At 67.7% G+C, this 16,981-nt stretch carries 12 protein-coding genes; 8 read left to right on the top strand and 4 right to left on the bottom strand.

What is annotated here, in order from left to right; translation table 11 throughout:
- Positions 1-774 (top strand): ABC transporter ATP-binding protein, encoded by a 774-nt coding sequence (locus H0X90_RS05340; RefSeq protein WP_048989219.1) that lies wholly within the window; start codon positions 1-3, stop codon positions 772-774.
- A 30-nt stretch (positions 775-804) separates the two neighbouring features.
- Here the strand turns inward: H0X90_RS05340 and H0X90_RS05335 are convergent, their stop codons facing one another.
- From H0X90_RS05335 to H0X90_RS05320, 4 genes are all read right to left on the bottom strand, one after another.
- Positions 805-1,275: an Lrp/AsnC family transcriptional regulator gene (locus tag H0X90_RS05335; protein ID WP_006484401.1), complete on the bottom strand. Its 471-nt coding sequence runs from the start codon at positions 1,273-1,275 to the stop codon at positions 805-807.
- Positions 1,276-1,521: 246 nt separating this feature from the next.
- Positions 1,522-2,163 carry an NAD(P)-dependent oxidoreductase gene (locus tag H0X90_RS05330; protein WP_006497676.1) on the bottom strand — a complete coding sequence of 214 codons (642 nt, stop codon included), beginning with the start codon at positions 2,161-2,163 and terminating at the stop codon, positions 1,522-1,524.
- A 155-nt stretch (positions 2,164-2,318) separates the two neighbouring features.
- Positions 2,319-2,774 carry an Rrf2 family transcriptional regulator gene (locus tag H0X90_RS05325; protein ID WP_006484400.1) on the bottom strand — a complete coding sequence of 152 codons (456 nt, stop codon included), beginning with the start codon at positions 2,772-2,774 and terminating at the stop codon, positions 2,319-2,321.
- Between the two features lie 90 nt (positions 2,775-2,864).
- A complete protein-coding gene (locus tag H0X90_RS05320; protein WP_006484403.1) occupies positions 2,865-3,293 on the bottom strand; it encodes a hypothetical protein in 429 nt (142 codons plus the stop codon).
- 199 nt (positions 3,294-3,492) lie between these two features.
- On the opposite strand from H0X90_RS05320, the gene H0X90_RS05315 reads away from it, so the two are divergent.
- From H0X90_RS05315 to H0X90_RS05285, 7 genes are all read left to right on the top strand, one after another.
- Positions 3,493-3,828, top strand: a complete 336-nt coding sequence (locus H0X90_RS05315) for a hypothetical protein (RefSeq protein ID WP_006493329.1) — start codon at positions 3,493-3,495, stop codon at positions 3,826-3,828.
- A 253-nt stretch (positions 3,829-4,081) separates the two neighbouring features.
- Entirely contained in the window at positions 4,082-5,275 is a 1,194-nt protein-coding gene (locus tag H0X90_RS05310) for an ammonium transporter (protein WP_006483862.1), read from the top strand.
- Positions 5,276-5,434: 159 nt separating this feature from the next.
- The gene (locus tag H0X90_RS05305) at positions 5,435-7,399 is read left to right on the top strand and encodes a PhoX family phosphatase (RefSeq protein ID WP_060263105.1); all 1,965 of its coding nucleotides are present in this window, start codon (positions 5,435-5,437) and stop codon (positions 7,397-7,399) included.
- A 639-nt stretch (positions 7,400-8,038) separates the two neighbouring features.
- On the top strand, positions 8,039-8,863 hold the full coding sequence (locus tag H0X90_RS05300; RefSeq protein ID WP_006497679.1) for an IclR family transcriptional regulator: 825 nt from the start codon (positions 8,039-8,041) through the stop codon (positions 8,861-8,863).
- A gap of 255 nt (positions 8,864-9,118) precedes the next feature.
- Positions 9,119-10,492 (top strand): MdtA/MuxA family multidrug efflux RND transporter periplasmic adaptor subunit, encoded by a 1,374-nt coding sequence (locus H0X90_RS05295; protein ID WP_048989222.1) that lies wholly within the window; start codon positions 9,119-9,121, stop codon positions 10,490-10,492.
- A gap of 15 nt (positions 10,493-10,507) precedes the next feature.
- Entirely contained in the window at positions 10,508-13,627 is a 3,120-nt protein-coding gene (locus H0X90_RS05290) for an MdtB/MuxB family multidrug efflux RND transporter permease subunit (RefSeq protein ID WP_077189607.1), read from the top strand.
- A gap of 3 nt (positions 13,628-13,630) precedes the next feature.
- On the top strand, positions 13,631-16,939 hold the full coding sequence (locus H0X90_RS05285; RefSeq protein ID WP_006490735.1) for an efflux RND transporter permease subunit: 3,309 nt from the start codon (positions 13,631-13,633) through the stop codon (positions 16,937-16,939).
- Positions 16,940-16,981 lie beyond the last annotated feature (42 nt).

The following is a 16,981-nucleotide window of genomic DNA, read 5'->3' as shown; positions in this document are numbered from 1 at the left end:
GTGAACCTGCTCGAACTCGACGACCTCTGCGTCGCCTACGACACGCCGCACGGCCGCCGCACCGTGGTCGACGGCCTGAGCCTCGCGCTGCCGCGCGGCGACATCGGCTGCCTGCTCGGCGCGTCCGGCTGCGGCAAGACCACCGTCCTGCGCGCGATCGCCGGCTTCGAACCGGTGCGCATGGGACGCATCGTGCTGGACGGCACGCCCGTCGCGGCGCCGTCGCTCGACGTGCCGCCCGAGCGCCGGCGCATCGGCATGATGTTCCAGGATTACGCGCTGTTTCCGCACCTGAGCGCGGCCGACAACGTCGCGTTCGGCCTGCGGCGCCTGCCGAAGGCCGAACGGCGCCTGCGCGTCGCGGAGATGCTCGAACTCGTCGGCCTCGCCGATTCCGGCGATGCGTATCCGCACGAACTGTCGGGCGGCCAGCAGCAGCGCGTCGCCCTCGCGCGCGCACTTGCGCCGTCGCCGGAATTGCTGCTGCTCGACGAGCCGTTCTCGAATCTCGACGTCGATACGCGCGAGCGGCTCGCGTTCGAGCTGCGCGACATCCTGAAGCACACGGGCCACACCGCGATCCTGGTCACGCACAATCAGGCGGAAGCGTTCGCGATCGCCGACCGGATCGGCGTGATGAAGGACGGGCAGCTCGCGCAATGGGATACGCCGTATGCGCTGCACCATCATCCGGCCAGCCCGTTCGTCGCGGATTTCGTGCGCCGCGACGCGCTGGCCGACGAACGCGCACGCGCGCTCGCGCGCGGCCGCTGAAGCCGCGCGGCCGGCGCGGCGGGGTGCCCGTCAGGCGGGCTCGGCCAGATCGCGCACGGGCAGCGCGGTCGAATACTTGATCTGCTCCATCGCGAACGACGAGCTGACGTCGAACAGCGGCACCGTGCGAATCAGTTGCTTGTAGACGCGGTCGTAGTCGTCGATGCCGGCCACCACGACGCGCAGCAGGTAATCGGTCTCGCCGCTCATCCGGTAGACCTCGACCACTTCCGGCATGTCGCGCACCGCCTGCGTGAAACGCTGCGCCCATTCCTCGGTGTGCTGGTTCGTGCGGATCGCGACGAACACGGTCGTGCCGACCCCGAGCTTGCGCGGATCGCACAGCGCGACCTGCGCGCGAATCGCGCCGGTTTCCTTCAGCCGCTGCACGCGCTTCCAGCATGGCGTCTGCGACAGGTTCACGCGCTGTGCCAGTTCCGCGATCGGCAGTGTGGCATCCGCCTGCAGCAGCTCCAGCAGCTTGCGATCGATGGCGTCCATTTCTCCATTCCCTCGTCGATAGAAATTTATTCTATTCATCCTGCCCAACGGGGAACAATATGAAAACTGCCGCGGCGCGTCGACCGGTGTAAATACCGATCCGGCACGCAGACGATTCGTCCGCCGCGCCAAACGAAACAGGCGACGCCACCGCCGGGGTGGCATCGCCTGAAATTGACTGCGCGTCGCGGCTCGCACGTCGCGCCGGGCCGGCCGGCGCTCACCGCCCGCCGGCCGTCATGCCGCTCAATACGCGACCGTCGCGATCTCGCGCACGAAGCTGTCCTGCTCGAGTGCGTCGACGAACGCGACCGCGTAGTCTTCCACCGAGATCTTGCTGTTGCCCTGCGCGTCGACGATCAGCTTGCCGACGCCCGTGCGGAACGTGCCGGTGCGCTCGCCCGGCGCGATCAGCGCGGCCGGCGCGAAGAAGGTCCAGTCGAGATCGGCGACCGTCTTCAGGTAGTCGAGCGCATCGCGGTGCGCGAGCGCCTGCGCCTTGTATGCCTCCGGGAATCCTTCGGTGTCGACGAGCTGCTTGCCCGGCGCGACTTCGAGCGAACCGGCGCCGCCCACCACGACGAGCCGCTTCAGGCCGGCCTGGCGCGTGCCGGCGACCAGCGCCTTCGCGGCCGCGACGACCTGCACCGCGTCTTCCTGCTTCGGGCCGTACGCGCTGGCGACGACGTCATGGCCCGGCAGCGCGGCCGCAATGCTGGCCGCGTCGAACAGATCGGCCGCCTTCGCGGTGATGCCGTCGACGGATGCGTGCGGATGGCGCGACAGCGCCGTGACGCGGTGGCCGCGCCGCACGGCTTCCGCCGCGATGCGCGTGCCGATCATGCCGGTGGCGCCGAACAGCGCGATATTCAATGAACGTTGCGTCATATCGATTCTCCAGAAATGAAAATGTGTAACACACTCAATTACATATAAGACCGAAAAAAACGGGGCAAAGCCCCCGTCGTGCCGATCGCCGCGCGTACGCGCCGTCCGGCTTCCCGCCCTGCCTGCCGCCGGATACCCGTGGCACCCGGCGCCGGTCACCCGCCGGCGCGCGCCGCCCGTTGCGTGCGCTGCTCCAGATCCAGCATGTCGGCCGTCACGTCGGCCAGCGTGCGCGTGGCGAGCGACGCCTCCATCGCGCGCTGCGCGTCGCCGATATAGCCGGTCAGCGCGCTCTGAATGTGCCGCCCGACGAGACATGCCGGATTCGGCGCCTCGCGATGCAGCGCGAACAGTTGCGCATCGTCGACCGCGCGATACACGTCGAGCAGCGTGATCTCGCCGGGCTCGCGCGCCAGCAGCGCGCCGCCGCCCGCGCCGAGCTGCGACGTGGTCAGGCCTGCGGCCGCCAGCATCGATAGCAGCCGGCGAATCAGCGCCGGATTCGTATTCACGCTGCCCGCGATGATGTCGGACGACAACGGTACGCCTTCCTGCATCGACAGCAAGGCAAGCACGTGAACGGCAAACGCGAACCGGCTGCTGGTATTCATTCCTGACTCACTCGGCGACGCCGGCCCGACCCGCAACCGGCGACATGTGTAACCATAATAATTACATTTTGCGGATCGTGCAAGCCCGCGTCATTCACCGCTCGCGGGTTTGGCCCCCGCGGCGCTCTGCTGGCTCCACTGCTGGAGTTTCTTGCCGGCTTCGGCGATCTTCGCGCCCGCTTCGGAAGCCGCATGCGCGACGACCGCGGACGCCGCCGCGTCGATCTGCGCCTGCGCGGCCGACGCGAGGCCGCTCGCGGACAACGGCGGCACGGCCGACGCCGCGGACGCGATACCGGCCTTCGCCGCGTTGATCTGCTGGTTGACGGTGCTCGCCACCTGGTCGAGCGCCTTTGCCGCATTGTTCGCGGCGTCGGCGGCCGCGCTCGCGGCCGTATCGGGTTGCGCGACCGGCGTACCGGACTTCTCGCAGCCCGCGAGCAACAGCAGCGCACCGGCGGCCACGGCCGCCAGCACGGACCCGGGCACGCGACGCGCCCGCGATGTCTTCATGTTCATCAGCAATCTCCGGCCGCGCGTTGCACGACCTCGTGGTTGGACCGGTGTCGATGATACCGCCTGTGGAACAGGCCCAATCACGACCCGGCATTAAAAATGCCTTTCAATTTCGGATTCGTCTGATTCAATCGCACGCGCCATGCCTCTAAAGTGGGCACGCTTCAATCCGCTTCGTACGTGTCCCCCACTTTTCCTCGTTATGGCTTTCCTCGTCGACTGGCTCATCGTCCTGGCCGCGCTGCTCGCCGCCACCCTGTTCCTGTGCCTGCGTGCGCCGTCGGCGCGCCGCCTCGCCGAATCGGGGCGTCCGCGCCGCATCGCGTGCGCGCGTCTGCTCACGCAGGCCGTGATCGGCTTCTGGACGGCCGCGCTGATCGTCGCGCAAGGCATCCTCGGCGCCGACGGCGACGGCCAGTCGCTCGCGGGCTTCGCGGCGCTCGCGTTCGCCGCGCTCGGGCTGGCGACCGTCGCCGCCTACTGGTCGGCGTGCGCGCTGCGGCTGCGCCGGCCGCCCGCGCTGTTCGCGCGCCACTGACGCGCCAGATCGGTGCGTGACCGCGCACGCCGCGCACCGCTTCGTTCGTCGTACGCACCAATTCAGCACGCGCCGCACCACGTGCGTGCAGCCGGCACCGCCGTCGCTCGCCCTCGATCATGCCCCGATCCCGTGCGCGATTCACCGGAATGCCGCATCGCGCGGCAACCGGGCACCAATTTCACGCAGTCGTTCACCAGGTTGGCTCGATACTTGCATTCCTTGCCCGTTTTTTGCGCAAGGAAGTAACGGCATGGATGGTCTGAAATCCGGCGTCGACACCCTGTTCCTGTTGATCGGCGCCGTCATGGTGCTCGCGATGCACGCGGGCTTCGCATTTCTCGAACTCGGCACGGTCCGCAAGAAGAACCAGGTCAACGCGCTCGTGAAGATCCTGGTCGACTTCTCGGTGTCGACACTCGCGTATTTCTTCATCGGCTACACGATCGCGTACGGCGTCGAATTCTTCGACGACATCGGCACGCTGTCGCAGCACAACGGCTACGCGCTCGTGCGCTTCTTCTTCCTGCTGACGTTCGCCGCGGCGATCCCGGCGATCGTGTCCGGCGGCATCGCGGAGCGCGCGAAGTTCAACCCGCAGCTCGTCGCGACGCTGATCATCGTCGGCTTCATCTATCCGTTCTTCGAAGGGATCGCGTGGAACGAGCGCTTCGGCGTGCAAGCCTGGCTCACGCACGCGTTCGGCGCGCCGTTCCACGACTTCGCGGGCTCGGTCGTCGTGCATGCGTTCGGCGGCTGGGTCGCGCTGCCGGCCGTGCTGCTGCTCGGCGCGCGCCACGGCCGCTACGCGAAGGACGGCCGGATCGCCGCGCACCCGCCGTCGAACATCCCGTTCCTCGCGCTCGGCGCCTGGGTGCTTGCGGTCGGCTGGTTCGGCTTCAACGTGATGAGCGCGCAGACGCTCGACAAGATCAGCGGCCTCGTCGCGGTGAACTCGCTGATGGCGATGGTCGGCGGCACGCTCGCGGCATGGATGGCCGGCCGCAACGACCCGGGCTTCACGTACAACGGGCCGCTCGCTGGCCTCGTCGCGGTATGCGCGGGCTCCGACGTGATGCACCCGATCGGCGCGCTCGTCACGGGCGCCGCAGCCGGTGCGCTGTTCGTCGCGATGTTCACCTGCGTGCAGAACCGCTGGCGCATCGACGACGTGCTCGGCGTCTGGCCGCTGCACGGGATGTGCGGCGCGCTCGGCGGCATCGCGGCCGGCGTGTTCGGGCAGCCGGCGCTCGGCGGCCTCGGCGGCGTGTCGTTCCTGTCGCAGCTCGTCGGCACGCTCGGCGGCATCGCACTCGCGAGCGCGGGCGGCACGCTCGTCTACGGCGCGCTGAAGGCGACCGTCGGCCTGCGTCTCGACCGCGAAGCCGAATTCGACGGCGCCGACCTGTCGATCCACCGCATCTCGGCCACGCCCGAGCGCGATTGACCCGCTGAACGCCCCCGGACGCGTCATTACGTTTTCAATTCAAAAAACTTTCATCTATCGTCCTTACACTTCCGTCCAGTTTTCAATATGCCTTCGCGGAGCTTGCCGCTCGCCCGCTTCGCGAAGGCCATTCTTCCAACAACCGAAACTGGACTCCACATGCCCGCGTTGCCCAATGCTTCCCGTCGTCAGGCCCTGAAGATCCTCGCCGGCGCGCCGATGCTTCCCCTTTCCGGCCTCGCGCTGCCGGCCCTGCTGACGGGTTGCGGCGGCGACGACGATCCCGCGTCGACGCCGGCCCCGGTCGCCGCTGCCTATACGTCGGCGGCATTCTCGGCGATGGCCGCGCCGACGCTCGACAACGCGGCCGCGATGGCCACGACGACGGTCGGCTCGACGCTGTCGGTGTCGTTCTCGGACGGCTCGTCGCGCAACTTCAAGCTCGCGTACCGGCCGTTCTTCGTGACGGGCGACATGGTGCCGGACGGCAAGGGCGGCACGACGCTCGCGGGCGGCTACTACGACATCAACAACCAGCCGATCATCGATCGCTCGGTCGCCGGCAAGGAGCGCCAGTTCTATTCCGACTGCCCGGACGGCAGCTCGCTCCTGACGCTGAAGAACGCGAACGTGCCCGGCGTGAAGGGCAACACGGTGTTCGCGGTCGTGCAGTTCGAATACACGACGCGCGACCAGGCGAGCGCGTCGCAGTACGGCCAGCTGCCGTCGCCAATCGCCGTGCTCACGCTCGACCAGGACCCGGCCACCGGCGCGCTGAAGGTCGTGAAGTACCACAACGTCGACACGTCGAAGGCACACGGCCTGTGGATCACCTGCGGCGCGAGCCTGTCGCCGTGGGGCACGCACCTGTCGAGCGAGGAATACGAGCCGGACGCGACGAAGGCCGCGACCGACGCGCAGTTCAAGGCGTTCAGCAAGAACACGTTCGGCGACGAGACGAAGGCGAACCCCTACCACTACGGCCACCTGCCCGAGATCACCGTGAACCCGGACGGCACCGGCACCGTGAAGAAGCACTACTGCCTCGGCCGCATCTCGCACGAGCTGATCCAGGTGATGCCCGACCAGCGCACCGTGATGATGGGCGACGACGCGACCAACGGCGGCCTGTTCATGTTCGTCGCCGACAAGGCGGCCGACCTGTCGGCCGGCACGCTGTACGTCGCGAAGTGGACGCAGACGTCGTCCGCCGGCGCGGGTACCGCGACGCTGACGTGGATCAAGATCGGCCACGCGACCAGCATCGAGATCGAGACGCTCGCGAACACGCTGAAGGCGTCGGACATCATGGACCTGGTGACCACCGATCCGAACGATGCGAGCTACACGAAGATCCACTTCGGCGGCAAGTTCAACTGGATGCGCGTGAAGCCGGGGATGGAAAAGGCGGCCGCGTTCCTCGAGACGCACCGCTACGCGGCGCTGCTCGGCGGCAGCATGGCGTTCACGAAGCTCGAAGGCACGACCGTGAACGCGAAGGACAAGATCGTCTACACGGCGATGTCGCGGATCGAAACGTCGATGGTCAAGGGCAACGCGGTGTCGCGCGACGTCGCGGTCGACAAGAAGATCGCCGCGGGCGCCGTCTACGCGCTGAACCTGAAGGCCGGCCAGCGCGACACGACGGGCGGCGCGATCGACAGCGAATGGGTGCCGGTCGACATGGGCGCGCCGGCCGCGCTGGTCGGCGAGGACCTCGCCGCGGCCGATGCGCTCGGCAACCTCGCGAACCCGGACAAGATCGCGAACCCCGACAACCTGAAGTTCTCCGAAAAGCTGCGCACGCTGTTCATCGGCGAAGACTCGGGCATGCACGTGAACAACTTCCTGTGGGCCTACAACGTCGACACGAAGTCGCTCGCGCGCGTGCTGTCGTGCCCGGCCGGCGCCGAATCGACGGGCCTGCACGCGGTCGACGAGATCAACGGCTGGACCTACATCATGAGCAACTTCCAGCACGCGGGCGACTGGGAAGCGCCGCTGCACGACAAGGTCAAGCCGACGCTCGACCCGCTCGTGCGCGCGAACTACAAGGATCGCTTCGGCGCCAGCGTCGGCTACCTGACGGCCGAGCAGACCAGCATCAAGCTCGCGAAGGACTGACCGCCTCGCGCGAGGGGGCGTTGCGCCCTGCAGGGCGTCCCTGACCGGGCGTCCCTAACCGGGCGTCCCTAACCGGGCGTCCTTTCTTCATCACCGTTCATTCGTCGGCGCTCCACGCCGTTTCACGCGCGATGCCCACTGCGGGCGTCGCGCTTTTTTTTGCGTGCGGGAAGCGTGCAGACGGCGCCCATCGCGCGTGCCAGCACGCGCGAAACTGGCCCGGACGGGCATTTGTGGCGATCAGGAGATAATACGGGCCGACGCGTCCGGGCGGACCGTCGGAAGACAGGCAAAAAAAAGCGCCACGGAGACCGTGGCGCTAAAAAAGTTCTAGCCATTCCGAGGGCCGTGCTAGAACCTGAGAGACTGCGCGAAACATCGTTGCCGGTTAAACTCTTGAAACGATGTTTCGAAAACGTGAGACATTCTTTCCGTTTCCGCCCGACAAGTCAAGCGGTATTTGCACCGGTTCATGCACTTTCCGGCAACGCTCATTTGAGCGTTTTCCTAATAAACCAAGGGTGAACCCGTAAAATCTCATCCAATGACCGGTTCACCCACGGAACATGCATCTTTTGACAATAGTCCTACAATACCAACAAAATTGAAATCGAGTTTCGGAATTAGAGAGAATCCCTCGTGTCGACAACTGTAACCCCTCCCGCGTCGCGGGACCGTGAATCGTCACCCGACGAGATCACCGCCCTCGCCCGCGGCCTCGCCGTGCTGCGCCGTATCGCGGCTGCCGACGCGCCCGTCAGCAACCGCGAACTGACCGAATTGACCGGCATCCCGAAGCCGACCGTCTCGCGCATCACCGCGACGCTCGTCAGCGCCGGCTTCCTGTTCCAGTTGCCCGACAGCGAGCGCTTCGTGCTCACCGCGTCGGTGCTCGAACTGAGCCACGGCTTCCTGCGCAACTTCGACATCCGCGCGCGTTCGCGGCCGTTCATGATCGAGCTGGCCGAACGCACGTCGCTGTCCGTGCACCTCGCGGTGCGCGACCGCCTCGACATGGTCGCGATCGACGTGATCCGCCCGCGCTCGGCCGTGCTCGTCACGCGCCTCGAGATCGGCTCGCGGATGGACATCGCGCGTACGGCCGTCGGCCGCGCGTATCTCGCCGCGCTGGAGGACGACGAGCGTCGCCTGCTGCTCGAATCGCTGCGCACCACCGCCGGCGACGACTGGCCGCACGTGTCCGCTCGCCTCACGCCCGCGCTCGACGAAGCGATGCGCGACGGCCATGCGATCGCGATCGGCGAATGGCGCGAGGGCCTCAATGCGGTCGCGGCCGGTTTCGTCGGCCCGTCGGGTCAACGCTATTCGGTGAATTGCGGCGGCGCGTCGCACCAGTGCCCGCCCGAATGGCTGCAGGAACACGTGGTGCCCGCGCTGCAGGAATGCATCGCGAAAATCACCCGCGAAATCGGCGGCGCGCCGGCCCGGCGCATCGGCGTGTAATCGTTTCGTCATCGCCGTGTCGCGTTCTGTAACGACCGTAACCCGTTGAAAGATAGACCGCTGGACTGTAACGGGGACGGCACGTAGGATCATGCCCATCGTCGCGCCGCATTCGCGGCGCGCACCGCTCTTTTCCCGCGCGGATCGGCGGGGCCCCGGACCGAGCCGGGCCGCCCCGTCCCGTCACCCGCACGCCCACGCGCAGCCCAGCAGTCCGATTTCCGGCACGCCGCGCCGTCTTCCTGACAGAACACGATGGATAACGAACAAAAGCCCACGCCCCCTTCGAAAGACCCCGCGCCCGCCGCCGCACGGCGCCCGCGCCGCACGCTGCTGCTCGGCACCGTCGCGGTCGTCGTCATCGGCGGCCTGCTGTGGTGGCATCCGTGGAACCGCACGCCCGCGGCAGGCAGTTCAGCGCAAGGCGCGGGCGCCAGCGCGGCCGCTGGCAGCCATCGCGGCCGCGGCGGCCCCGCCGCGATGGCGAACGTTCCGCAGCCGGTGCAGGTCGCCACCGCGACGCAGGGCGAAATGCCGATCGTGCTGTCCGCGCTCGGCACCGTCACGCCGCTCGCGAACGTGACGGTGAAGACGCAACTGTCGGGCTATCTGCAATCGGTGTCGTTCCAGGAAGGCCAGATCGTCAAGAAGGGCGACGTGCTCGCGCAGATCGACCCGCGTCCGTACCAGGTCGCGCTCGAGAACGCCGAAGGCACGCATGCGCGCGACGCGGCGCTGCTCGCGACGGCCCGCCTCGACCTGAAGCGCTACCAGACGCTGCTGTCGCAGGACTCGATCGCGTCGCAAACCGTCGATACGCAGGCGTCGCTCGTCAAGCAGTACGAAGGCGCGGTGAAGACCGACCAGGCCGCGATCGATTCCGCGAAACTGAACCTCACGTATGCGCGCATCACGGCGCCGGTGTCGGGCCGCGTCGGCCTGCGCCAGGTCGACCCCGGCAACTACGTGACGCCGGGCGACACCAACGGCATCGTCGTGATCACGCAGTTGCAGCCGATGAGCGTGATCTTCACGACGTCGGAAGACAACCTGCCGCAGATCCTCAAGCAGGTGAACGCGGGCCGGAAGCTGTCGGTCACCGCGTACAACCGCAACAACACGGTGCCGCTCGAGACGGGTTCGCTCGCGACGCTCGACAACCAGATCGACACGAGCACCGGCACGGTCAAGCTGCGCGCGAACTTCGATAACAAGGAAGGCATGCTGTTCCCGAATCAGTTCGTGAACACGCGGCTGCTCGTCGACGTGCTGCGCAACGCGACGATCGTGCCGACCTCCGCGGTGCTGACCGGCTCGATCGGCCAGTTCGTGTACGTCGTGAAGCCCGACAACACGGTGACCGTGCGCAAGGTCACGATCGGCCCGGTCGACGGCGAACGCACGAGCATCGTCAGCGGCGTGACGCTCGGCGAGCGCGTGGTGACCGACGGCTCGGACCGCCTGCGCGAAGGCTCGAAGATCTCGATTCCGGCCGACAAGCCGAAAGGCGCCTCGGGCGTGCACGGCGCCGGCGCGGCGTCGGGCGCATCGGCTGCGTCCGGTGCAGCCGGCCATCGCGGCGGACACCGGCACGGCGCGTCGCAAGCCGCGGCCCCCGCGGCCCAGTAACGCGCGGGCCGCTCGATGAATCCATCCCGCCTCTTCATTCTCCGGCCGGTCGGCACCGCCCTCCTGATGGCGGCGATCATGCTGGCCGGCCTCGTCGCGCTGCGCTTTCTGCCGCTCGCCGCGCTGCCCGAGGTCGACTACCCGACGATCCAGGTCCAGACCTTCTACCCGGGCGCGAGCCCGGAGGTAATGACGTCGTCGGTCACCGCGCCGCTCGAACGCCAGTTCGGGCAGATGCCGTCGCTGAACCAGATGTCGTCGCAAAGCTCCGCCGGTGCGTCGGTGATCACGCTGCAGTTCTCGCTCGACCTGCCGCTCGACATCGCCGAACAGGAAGTGCAGGCCGCGATCAACGCGGCCGGCAACCTGCTGCCGTCCGACCTGCCGGCTCCGCCGATCTACGCGAAGGTGAACCCGGCCGATGCACCGGTGCTGACGCTCGCCGTCAAGTCGAAGACGCTGCCGCTCACGCAGGTGCAGGACCTGGCCGACACGCGCCTCGCGATGAAGATCTCGCAGATCGCCGGCGTCGGCCTCGTCAGCCTGTCGGGCGGCAACCGCCCGGCCGTGCGGATCCAGGCGAACCCGACCGCGCTCGCGCAGTACGGGATGAACCTCGACGACCTGCGCACGACGATCTCGAACCTGAACGTCAACACGCCGAAGGGCAACTTCGACGGCCCGACGCGCGCGTACACGATCAACGCGAACGACCAGCTGACGAGCGCCGACCAGTACAACAGCGCGGTCGTCGCGTACAAGAACGGCCGCCCGGTGATGCTGACCGACGTCGCGACGGTCGTCGCCGGCTCGGAGAACACCAAGCTCGGCGCGTGGGTGAATGCGGACCCGGCGATCATCCTGAACGTGCAGCGCCAGCCGGGCGCGAACGTGATCGCGACCGTCGACGCGATCAAGGCGCAGTTGCCGAAGCTGCAGGAAACGCTGCCGGCCGCGCTCGACGTCGAGATCGTCACCGATCGCACGACGATGATCCGCGCGGCCGTGCGCGACGTGCAGTTCGAGCTGCTGCTCGCGGTCGCGCTGGTCGTGCTGGTGATGTACCTGTTCCTCGCGAACGTCTACGCGACGATCATCCCGAGCCTGTCGGTGCCGCTGTCGCTGATCGGCACGCTCGCGGTGATGTACATGGCCGGCTTCTCGCTGAACAACCTGTCGCTGATGGCGCTCACCATCGCGACCGGCTTCGTCGTCGACGATGCGATCGTGATGATCGAGAACATCGCGCGCTACGTCGAGGAAGGCGAATCGGGACTCGAGGCCGCGCTGAAGGGCTCGCGGCAGATCGGCTTCACGATCATCTCGCTGACGGTCTCGCTGATCGCGGTGCTGATCCCGCTGCTGTTCATGGGCGACGTGGTCGGGCGCCTCTTCCACGAATTCGCGATCACGCTCGCGGTGACGATCGTGATCTCGGCGATCGTGTCGCTCACGCTCGTGCCGATGATGTGCGCGAAGCTGCTGCGCCATTCGCCGCCGCCGGAGAGCCACCGCTTCGAGGCGCGCGTGCACCGGGCAATCGACTGGGTGATCGCGCGCTACGCGGTCGCGCTCGAATGGGTGCTGAACCGCCAGCGCTCGACGCTCGTCGTCGCGCTGCTGACGCTCGGGCTGACCGCCCTGCTCTATGTGTTCGTGCCGAAGGGCTTCTTCCCCGCGCAGGACACCGGCGTGATCCAGGCGATCACGCAGGCGCCGCAGTCGATCTCGTACGGCGCGATGGCCGAACGCCAGCAGGCGCTCGCGGCCGCAATCCTGAAGGATCCGAACGTCGACAGCCTCACGTCGTTCATCGGCGTCGACGGCAGCAACATCACGCTGAACAGCGGCCGGATGCTGATCAACCTGAAGGCCCGCGACGAACGCACCGAAACCGCCGCGCAGATCATCCGCGACCTGCAGCAGCGCGTGTCGAACATCACCGGCATCTCGCTGTTCATGCAGCCGGTGCAGGACCTGACGATCGACTCGACGGTCAGCCCGACGCAGTACCAGTTCATGCTGACGAGCCCCAACTCGGAAGAATTCGCGACCTGGGTGCCGAAACTCGTCGCGCGGCTGCAGCAGGAGCCGTCGCTCGCCGACGTCGCGACCGACCTGCAGAGCAACGGCCAGTCGGTGTACATCGAGATCGACCGCCCGAGCGCCGCGCGCTTCGGCATCACGCCGGCGACCGTCGACAACGCGCTGTACGACGCGTTCGGCCAGCGCATCGTGTCGACGATCTTCACGCAGTCGAACCAGTACCGCGTGATTCTCGAATCGGAGCCGAAGGAGCAGCACTACGCGCAATCGCTGAACGACATCTACCTGCCGTCGGCCGGCGGCGGCCAGGTGCCGCTGTCGTCGATCGCGTCGTTCCACGAGCGGCCGTCGCCGCTGCTGGTCGCGCACCTGTCGCAGTTCCCGTCGACGACGATCTCGTTCAACCTCGCGCCGGGCGCGTCGCTCGGCGAAGCGGTCAAGGCGATCGAGGCCGCCGAGAAGGACATCGGCCTGCCCGGCTCGTTCCAGACGCGCTTCCAGGGCGCGGCGCTCGCGTTCCAGGCGTCGCTGTCGAACCAGCTGTTCCTGATCCTCGCGGCGGTCGTCACGATGTACATCGTGCTCGGCGTGCTGTACGAGAGCTACATCCACCCGATCACGATCCTGTCGACGCTGCCGTCGGCCGGCGTCGGCGCGCTGCTCGCGCTGATGATCACCGGGCACGACCTCGACATCATCGGGATCATCGGCATCGTGCTGCTGATCGGCATCGTGAAGAAGAACGCGATCATGATGATCGACTTCGCGCTCGAGGCCGAACGCGTCGAAGGCAAGCCGCCGCGCGAGGCGATCTACCAGGCCTGCCTGCTGCGCTTCCGGCCGATCCTGATGACGACGCTCGCCGCGCTGCTCGGCGCGGTGCCGCTGATCGTCGGCTCCGGCGCGGGCTCCGAGCTGCGCCAGCCGCTCGGGATCGCGATCGCCGGCGGCCTGATCGTGTCGCAGGTGCTGACGCTGTTCACGACGCCCGTGATCTACCTCGGCTTCGATTCGCTCGCGCGCCGCGTGCGCGGCTGGTTCGAACGGCACGGGCCGGGCGCCGATGCAGGCAAGCACACGGGCGCATAACCGATGAACCTGTCGCGCCCCTTCATCACCCGCCCCGTCGCGACGACGCTGCTCGCGCTCGGCGTCGCGCTCGCGGGCCTGTTCGCGTTCATCAAGCTGCCGGTGTCGCCGCTGCCGCAGGTCGACTTCCCGACGATCTCGGTGCAGGCGTCGCTGCCGGGCGCGAGCCCGGAAACGGTCGCGACCAGCGTGACGAGCCCGCTCGAGCGGCACCTCGGCTCGATCGCGGACGTCTCCGAAATGACGTCGACGAGCACGGTCGGCAATGCGCGGATCATCCTGCAGTTCGGCCTGAACCGCGACATCGACGGCGCCGCGCGCGACGTGCAGGCCGCGATCAACGCGGCGCGCGCCGACCTGCCCGCCGCGCTGAAGAGCAACCCGACGTACCGCAAGGTCAACCCGGCCGATTCGCCGATCATGATCGTGTCGCTGACGTCGGAGACGTCGTCGCCCGCGAAGCTGTACGACGCCGCGTCCACGGTGCTGCAGCAGTCGCTGTCGCAGATCGACGGGATCGGCCAGGTCACCGTGAGCGGCTCCGCGAACCCGGCCGTGCGCGTCGAGCTCGAACCGCAGTCGCTGTTCCACTACGGGATCGGCCTCGAGGACGTGCGCGCGGCGCTGGCGTCCGCGAACGCCAACGCGCCGAAGGGTGCGATCGAATTCGGCCCGCAGCACTACCAGCTCTACACGAACGACCAGGCGTCCCAGGCGTCGCAATACCGCGACCTCGTCGTCGCCTACCGCAACGGCTCGGCCGTGCGGCTGTCCGACCTGTCGGACGTCGTCGATTCGGTCGAGGATCTGCGCAACCTCGGCCTGTCGAACGGCAAGCGCGCGGTGCTCGTGATCCTCTATCGCTCGCCCGGCGCGAACATCATCGACACGATCGACCGCGTGCGCGCGGCGCTGCCGCAGCTCACCGCGTCGCTGCCGGCCGACATCACGGTCACGCCGGTGCTCGACCGCTCGACCACCATCCGCGCATCGCTGAAGGACACCGAGCATACGCTGCTGATCGCGGTCAGCCTCGTCGTGATGGTCGTGTTCCTGTTCCTGCGCAACTGGCGCGCGACGCTGATCCCGAGCGTCGCGGTGCCGATCTCGATCATCGGCACGTTCGGCGCGATGTACCTGCTCGGCTTCTCGATCGACAACCTGTCGCTGATGGCGCTGATCGTCGCGACCGGCTTCGTCGTCGACGATGCGATCGTCGTGCTCGAGAACATCTCGCGGCACATCGAGAACGGCAAGCCGCGGATGCAGGCCGCGTTCGACGGCGCGCGCGAAGTCGGCTTCACGGTGCTGTCGATGAGCATCTCGCTCGTCGCGGTGTTCCTGCCGATCCTGCTGATGGGCGGGATCGTCGGGCGGTTGTTCCGCGAGTTCGCGCTGACGCTGTCGCTCGCGATCGCCGTGTCGCTCGCGGTGTCGCTCACGGTCACGCCGATGATGTGCGCGCGCCTGCTGCCCGAACAGCACGACCCGCAAAGCGAGGGCCGCTTCGGGCGTTTCCTCGAACGCGGTTTCGCGCGCCTGCAGCGCGGCTACGAGCGCTCGCTGTCGTGGGCGCTGCGCCGGCCGCTCCTGATCCTGCTGACGCTGTTCGCGACGATCGGGCTGAACGTGTACCTGTACGTCGTCGTGCCGAAGGGCTTCTTCCCGCAGCAGGACACCGGGCTGATGATCGGCGGCATTCGGGCCGACCAGTCCACGTCGTTCCAGGCGATGAAGCTGAAGTTCTCCGAGATGATGCGGATCGTGCAGGCCAACCCGAACGTGAAGAGCGTCGCGGGCTTCACCGGCGGCACGCAAACCAACTCCGGCTTCATGTTCGTCACGCTGAAGGACCGCACCGAGCGCAAGCTGTCGGCCGACCAGGTGATCCAGCAGCTGCGCCCGCGGCTGGCGGACGTGGCCGGCGCGAGCACGTTCCTGCAGGCCGCGCAGGACATTCGCGTCGGCGGCCGGCAGAGCAACGCGCAGTACCAGTTCACGCTGCTCGGCGATTCGACCGCCGACCTGTACAAGTGGGGGCCGCTGCTGACCGAGGCGCTGCAGAAGCGCCCCGAGCTGACCGACGTGAACTCCGACCAGCAGCAAGGCGGCATGGAGGCCATGGTGACGATCGACCGCGCGACGGCCGCGCGGTTCGGCATCAAGCCCGCGCAGATCGACAACACGCTGTACGACGCGTTCGGCCAGCGCCAGGTCTCGACGATCTACAACCCGCTGAACCAGTACCACGTCGTGATGGAAGTCGCGCCGAAATACTGGCAGAGCCCGGAGATGCTGAACCAGGTTTGGATCAGCACGTCGGGCGGCAGCGCGAACGGCTCGCAGACCACCAACGCGGCCGCCGGCACCTTCGTCGCGACCTCGGCCGGCACGTCGAGCGCCGGCACGGCCGCGCAAAGCGCCGCGGCGATCGCGTCCGACTCGGCGCGCAACCAGGCGCTCAACTCGATCGCGGCGAGCGGCAAGTCGAGCGCGTCGTCGGGCGCGTCGGTGTCGACGTCGAAGTCGACGATGATCCCGCTGTCGGCGATCGCGACCTTCGGGCCGAGCACGACGCCGCTGTCGGTCAACCACCAGGGGCTGTTCGTCGCGACGACGATCTCGTTCAACCTGCCGCCGGGCGTGTCGCTGTCGCAGGCGACGCAGGTGATCTACCAGACGATGGCGCAGGTCGGGGTTCCGCCGACGATCGTCGGCAGCTTCCAGGGCACCGCGCAGGCGTTCCAGCAGTCGATGAACGATCAGCCGATCCTGATCCTCGCCGCGCTGCTGGCCGTCTACATCGTGCTCGGGATCCTGTACGAGAGCTACATCCATCCGATCACGATCCTGTCGACGCTGCCGTCGGCCGGCGTCGGCGCGCTGCTCGCGCTGCTGCTGTTCAAGACCGAGTTCAGCATCATCGCGCTGATCGGCGTGATCCTGCTGATCGGCATCGTGAAGAAGAACGCGATCATGATGGTCGACTTCGCGATCGACCAGACGCGCAACCAAGGGAAGTCGTCGTTCGACGCGATCCACGAAGCGTGCCTGCTGCGCTTTCGCCCGATCATGATGACGACGATGGCGGCGCTGCTCGGCGCGCTGCCGCTCGCGTTCGGCAACGGCGACGGCGCCGAATTGCGCGCGCCGCTCGGGATCGCGATCGCCGGCGGCCTGGTCATGTCGCAGGTGCTGACGCTCTATACGACGCCGGTCGTCTACCTGTACATGGACCGGTTCCGCGTATGGGCCGAGAAGCGCCGCAACCGCCGCGGCAATACCGGCGGGCCGGCGGTCGCCGGCGAGTAACGGCAAGTAGCGGCGAGCGGCCGGACGCGAACGGGGCGGGGC

This window comes from Burkholderia sp. 9775_39 (assembly GCF_015712225.1).
GTDB classification, from domain to species: domain Bacteria; phylum Pseudomonadota; class Gammaproteobacteria; order Burkholderiales; family Burkholderiaceae; genus Burkholderia; species Burkholderia cenocepacia.
Note: the sequence above shows the minus strand (reverse complement) of the source record. Positions and strands in the feature narration are given on the sequence as shown.

Excerpts from the sequence above, each read along its gene's own strand:
- H0X90_RS05320 (WP_006484403.1), bottom strand. The coding sequence starts at position 3,293 with ATGAACATGAAGACATCGCGGGCGCGTCGCGTGCCCGGGTCCGTGCTG.
- H0X90_RS05315 (WP_006493329.1), top strand. The coding sequence starts at position 3,493 with ATGGCTTTCCTCGTCGACTGGCTCATCGTCCTGGCCGCGCTGCTCGCC.
- H0X90_RS05330 (WP_006497676.1), bottom strand. The coding sequence starts at position 2,163 with ATGACGCAACGTTCATTGAATATCGCGCTGTTCGGCGCCACCGGCATG.
- H0X90_RS05305 (WP_060263105.1), top strand. The coding sequence starts at position 5,435 with ATGCCCGCGTTGCCCAATGCTTCCCGTCGTCAGGCCCTGAAGATCCTC.
- H0X90_RS05290 (WP_077189607.1), top strand. The coding sequence starts at position 10,508 with ATGAATCCATCCCGCCTCTTCATTCTCCGGCCGGTCGGCACCGCCCTC.
- H0X90_RS05335 (WP_006484401.1), bottom strand. The coding sequence starts at position 1,275 with ATGGACGCCATCGATCGCAAGCTGCTGGAGCTGCTGCAGGCGGATGCC.
- H0X90_RS05285 (WP_006490735.1), top strand. The coding sequence starts at position 13,631 with ATGAACCTGTCGCGCCCCTTCATCACCCGCCCCGTCGCGACGACGCTG.
- H0X90_RS05295 (WP_048989222.1), top strand. The coding sequence starts at position 9,119 with ATGGATAACGAACAAAAGCCCACGCCCCCTTCGAAAGACCCCGCGCCC.
- H0X90_RS05325 (WP_006484400.1), bottom strand. The coding sequence starts at position 2,774 with ATGAATACCAGCAGCCGGTTCGCGTTTGCCGTTCACGTGCTTGCCTTG.
- H0X90_RS05310 (WP_006483862.1), top strand. The coding sequence starts at position 4,082 with ATGGATGGTCTGAAATCCGGCGTCGACACCCTGTTCCTGTTGATCGGC.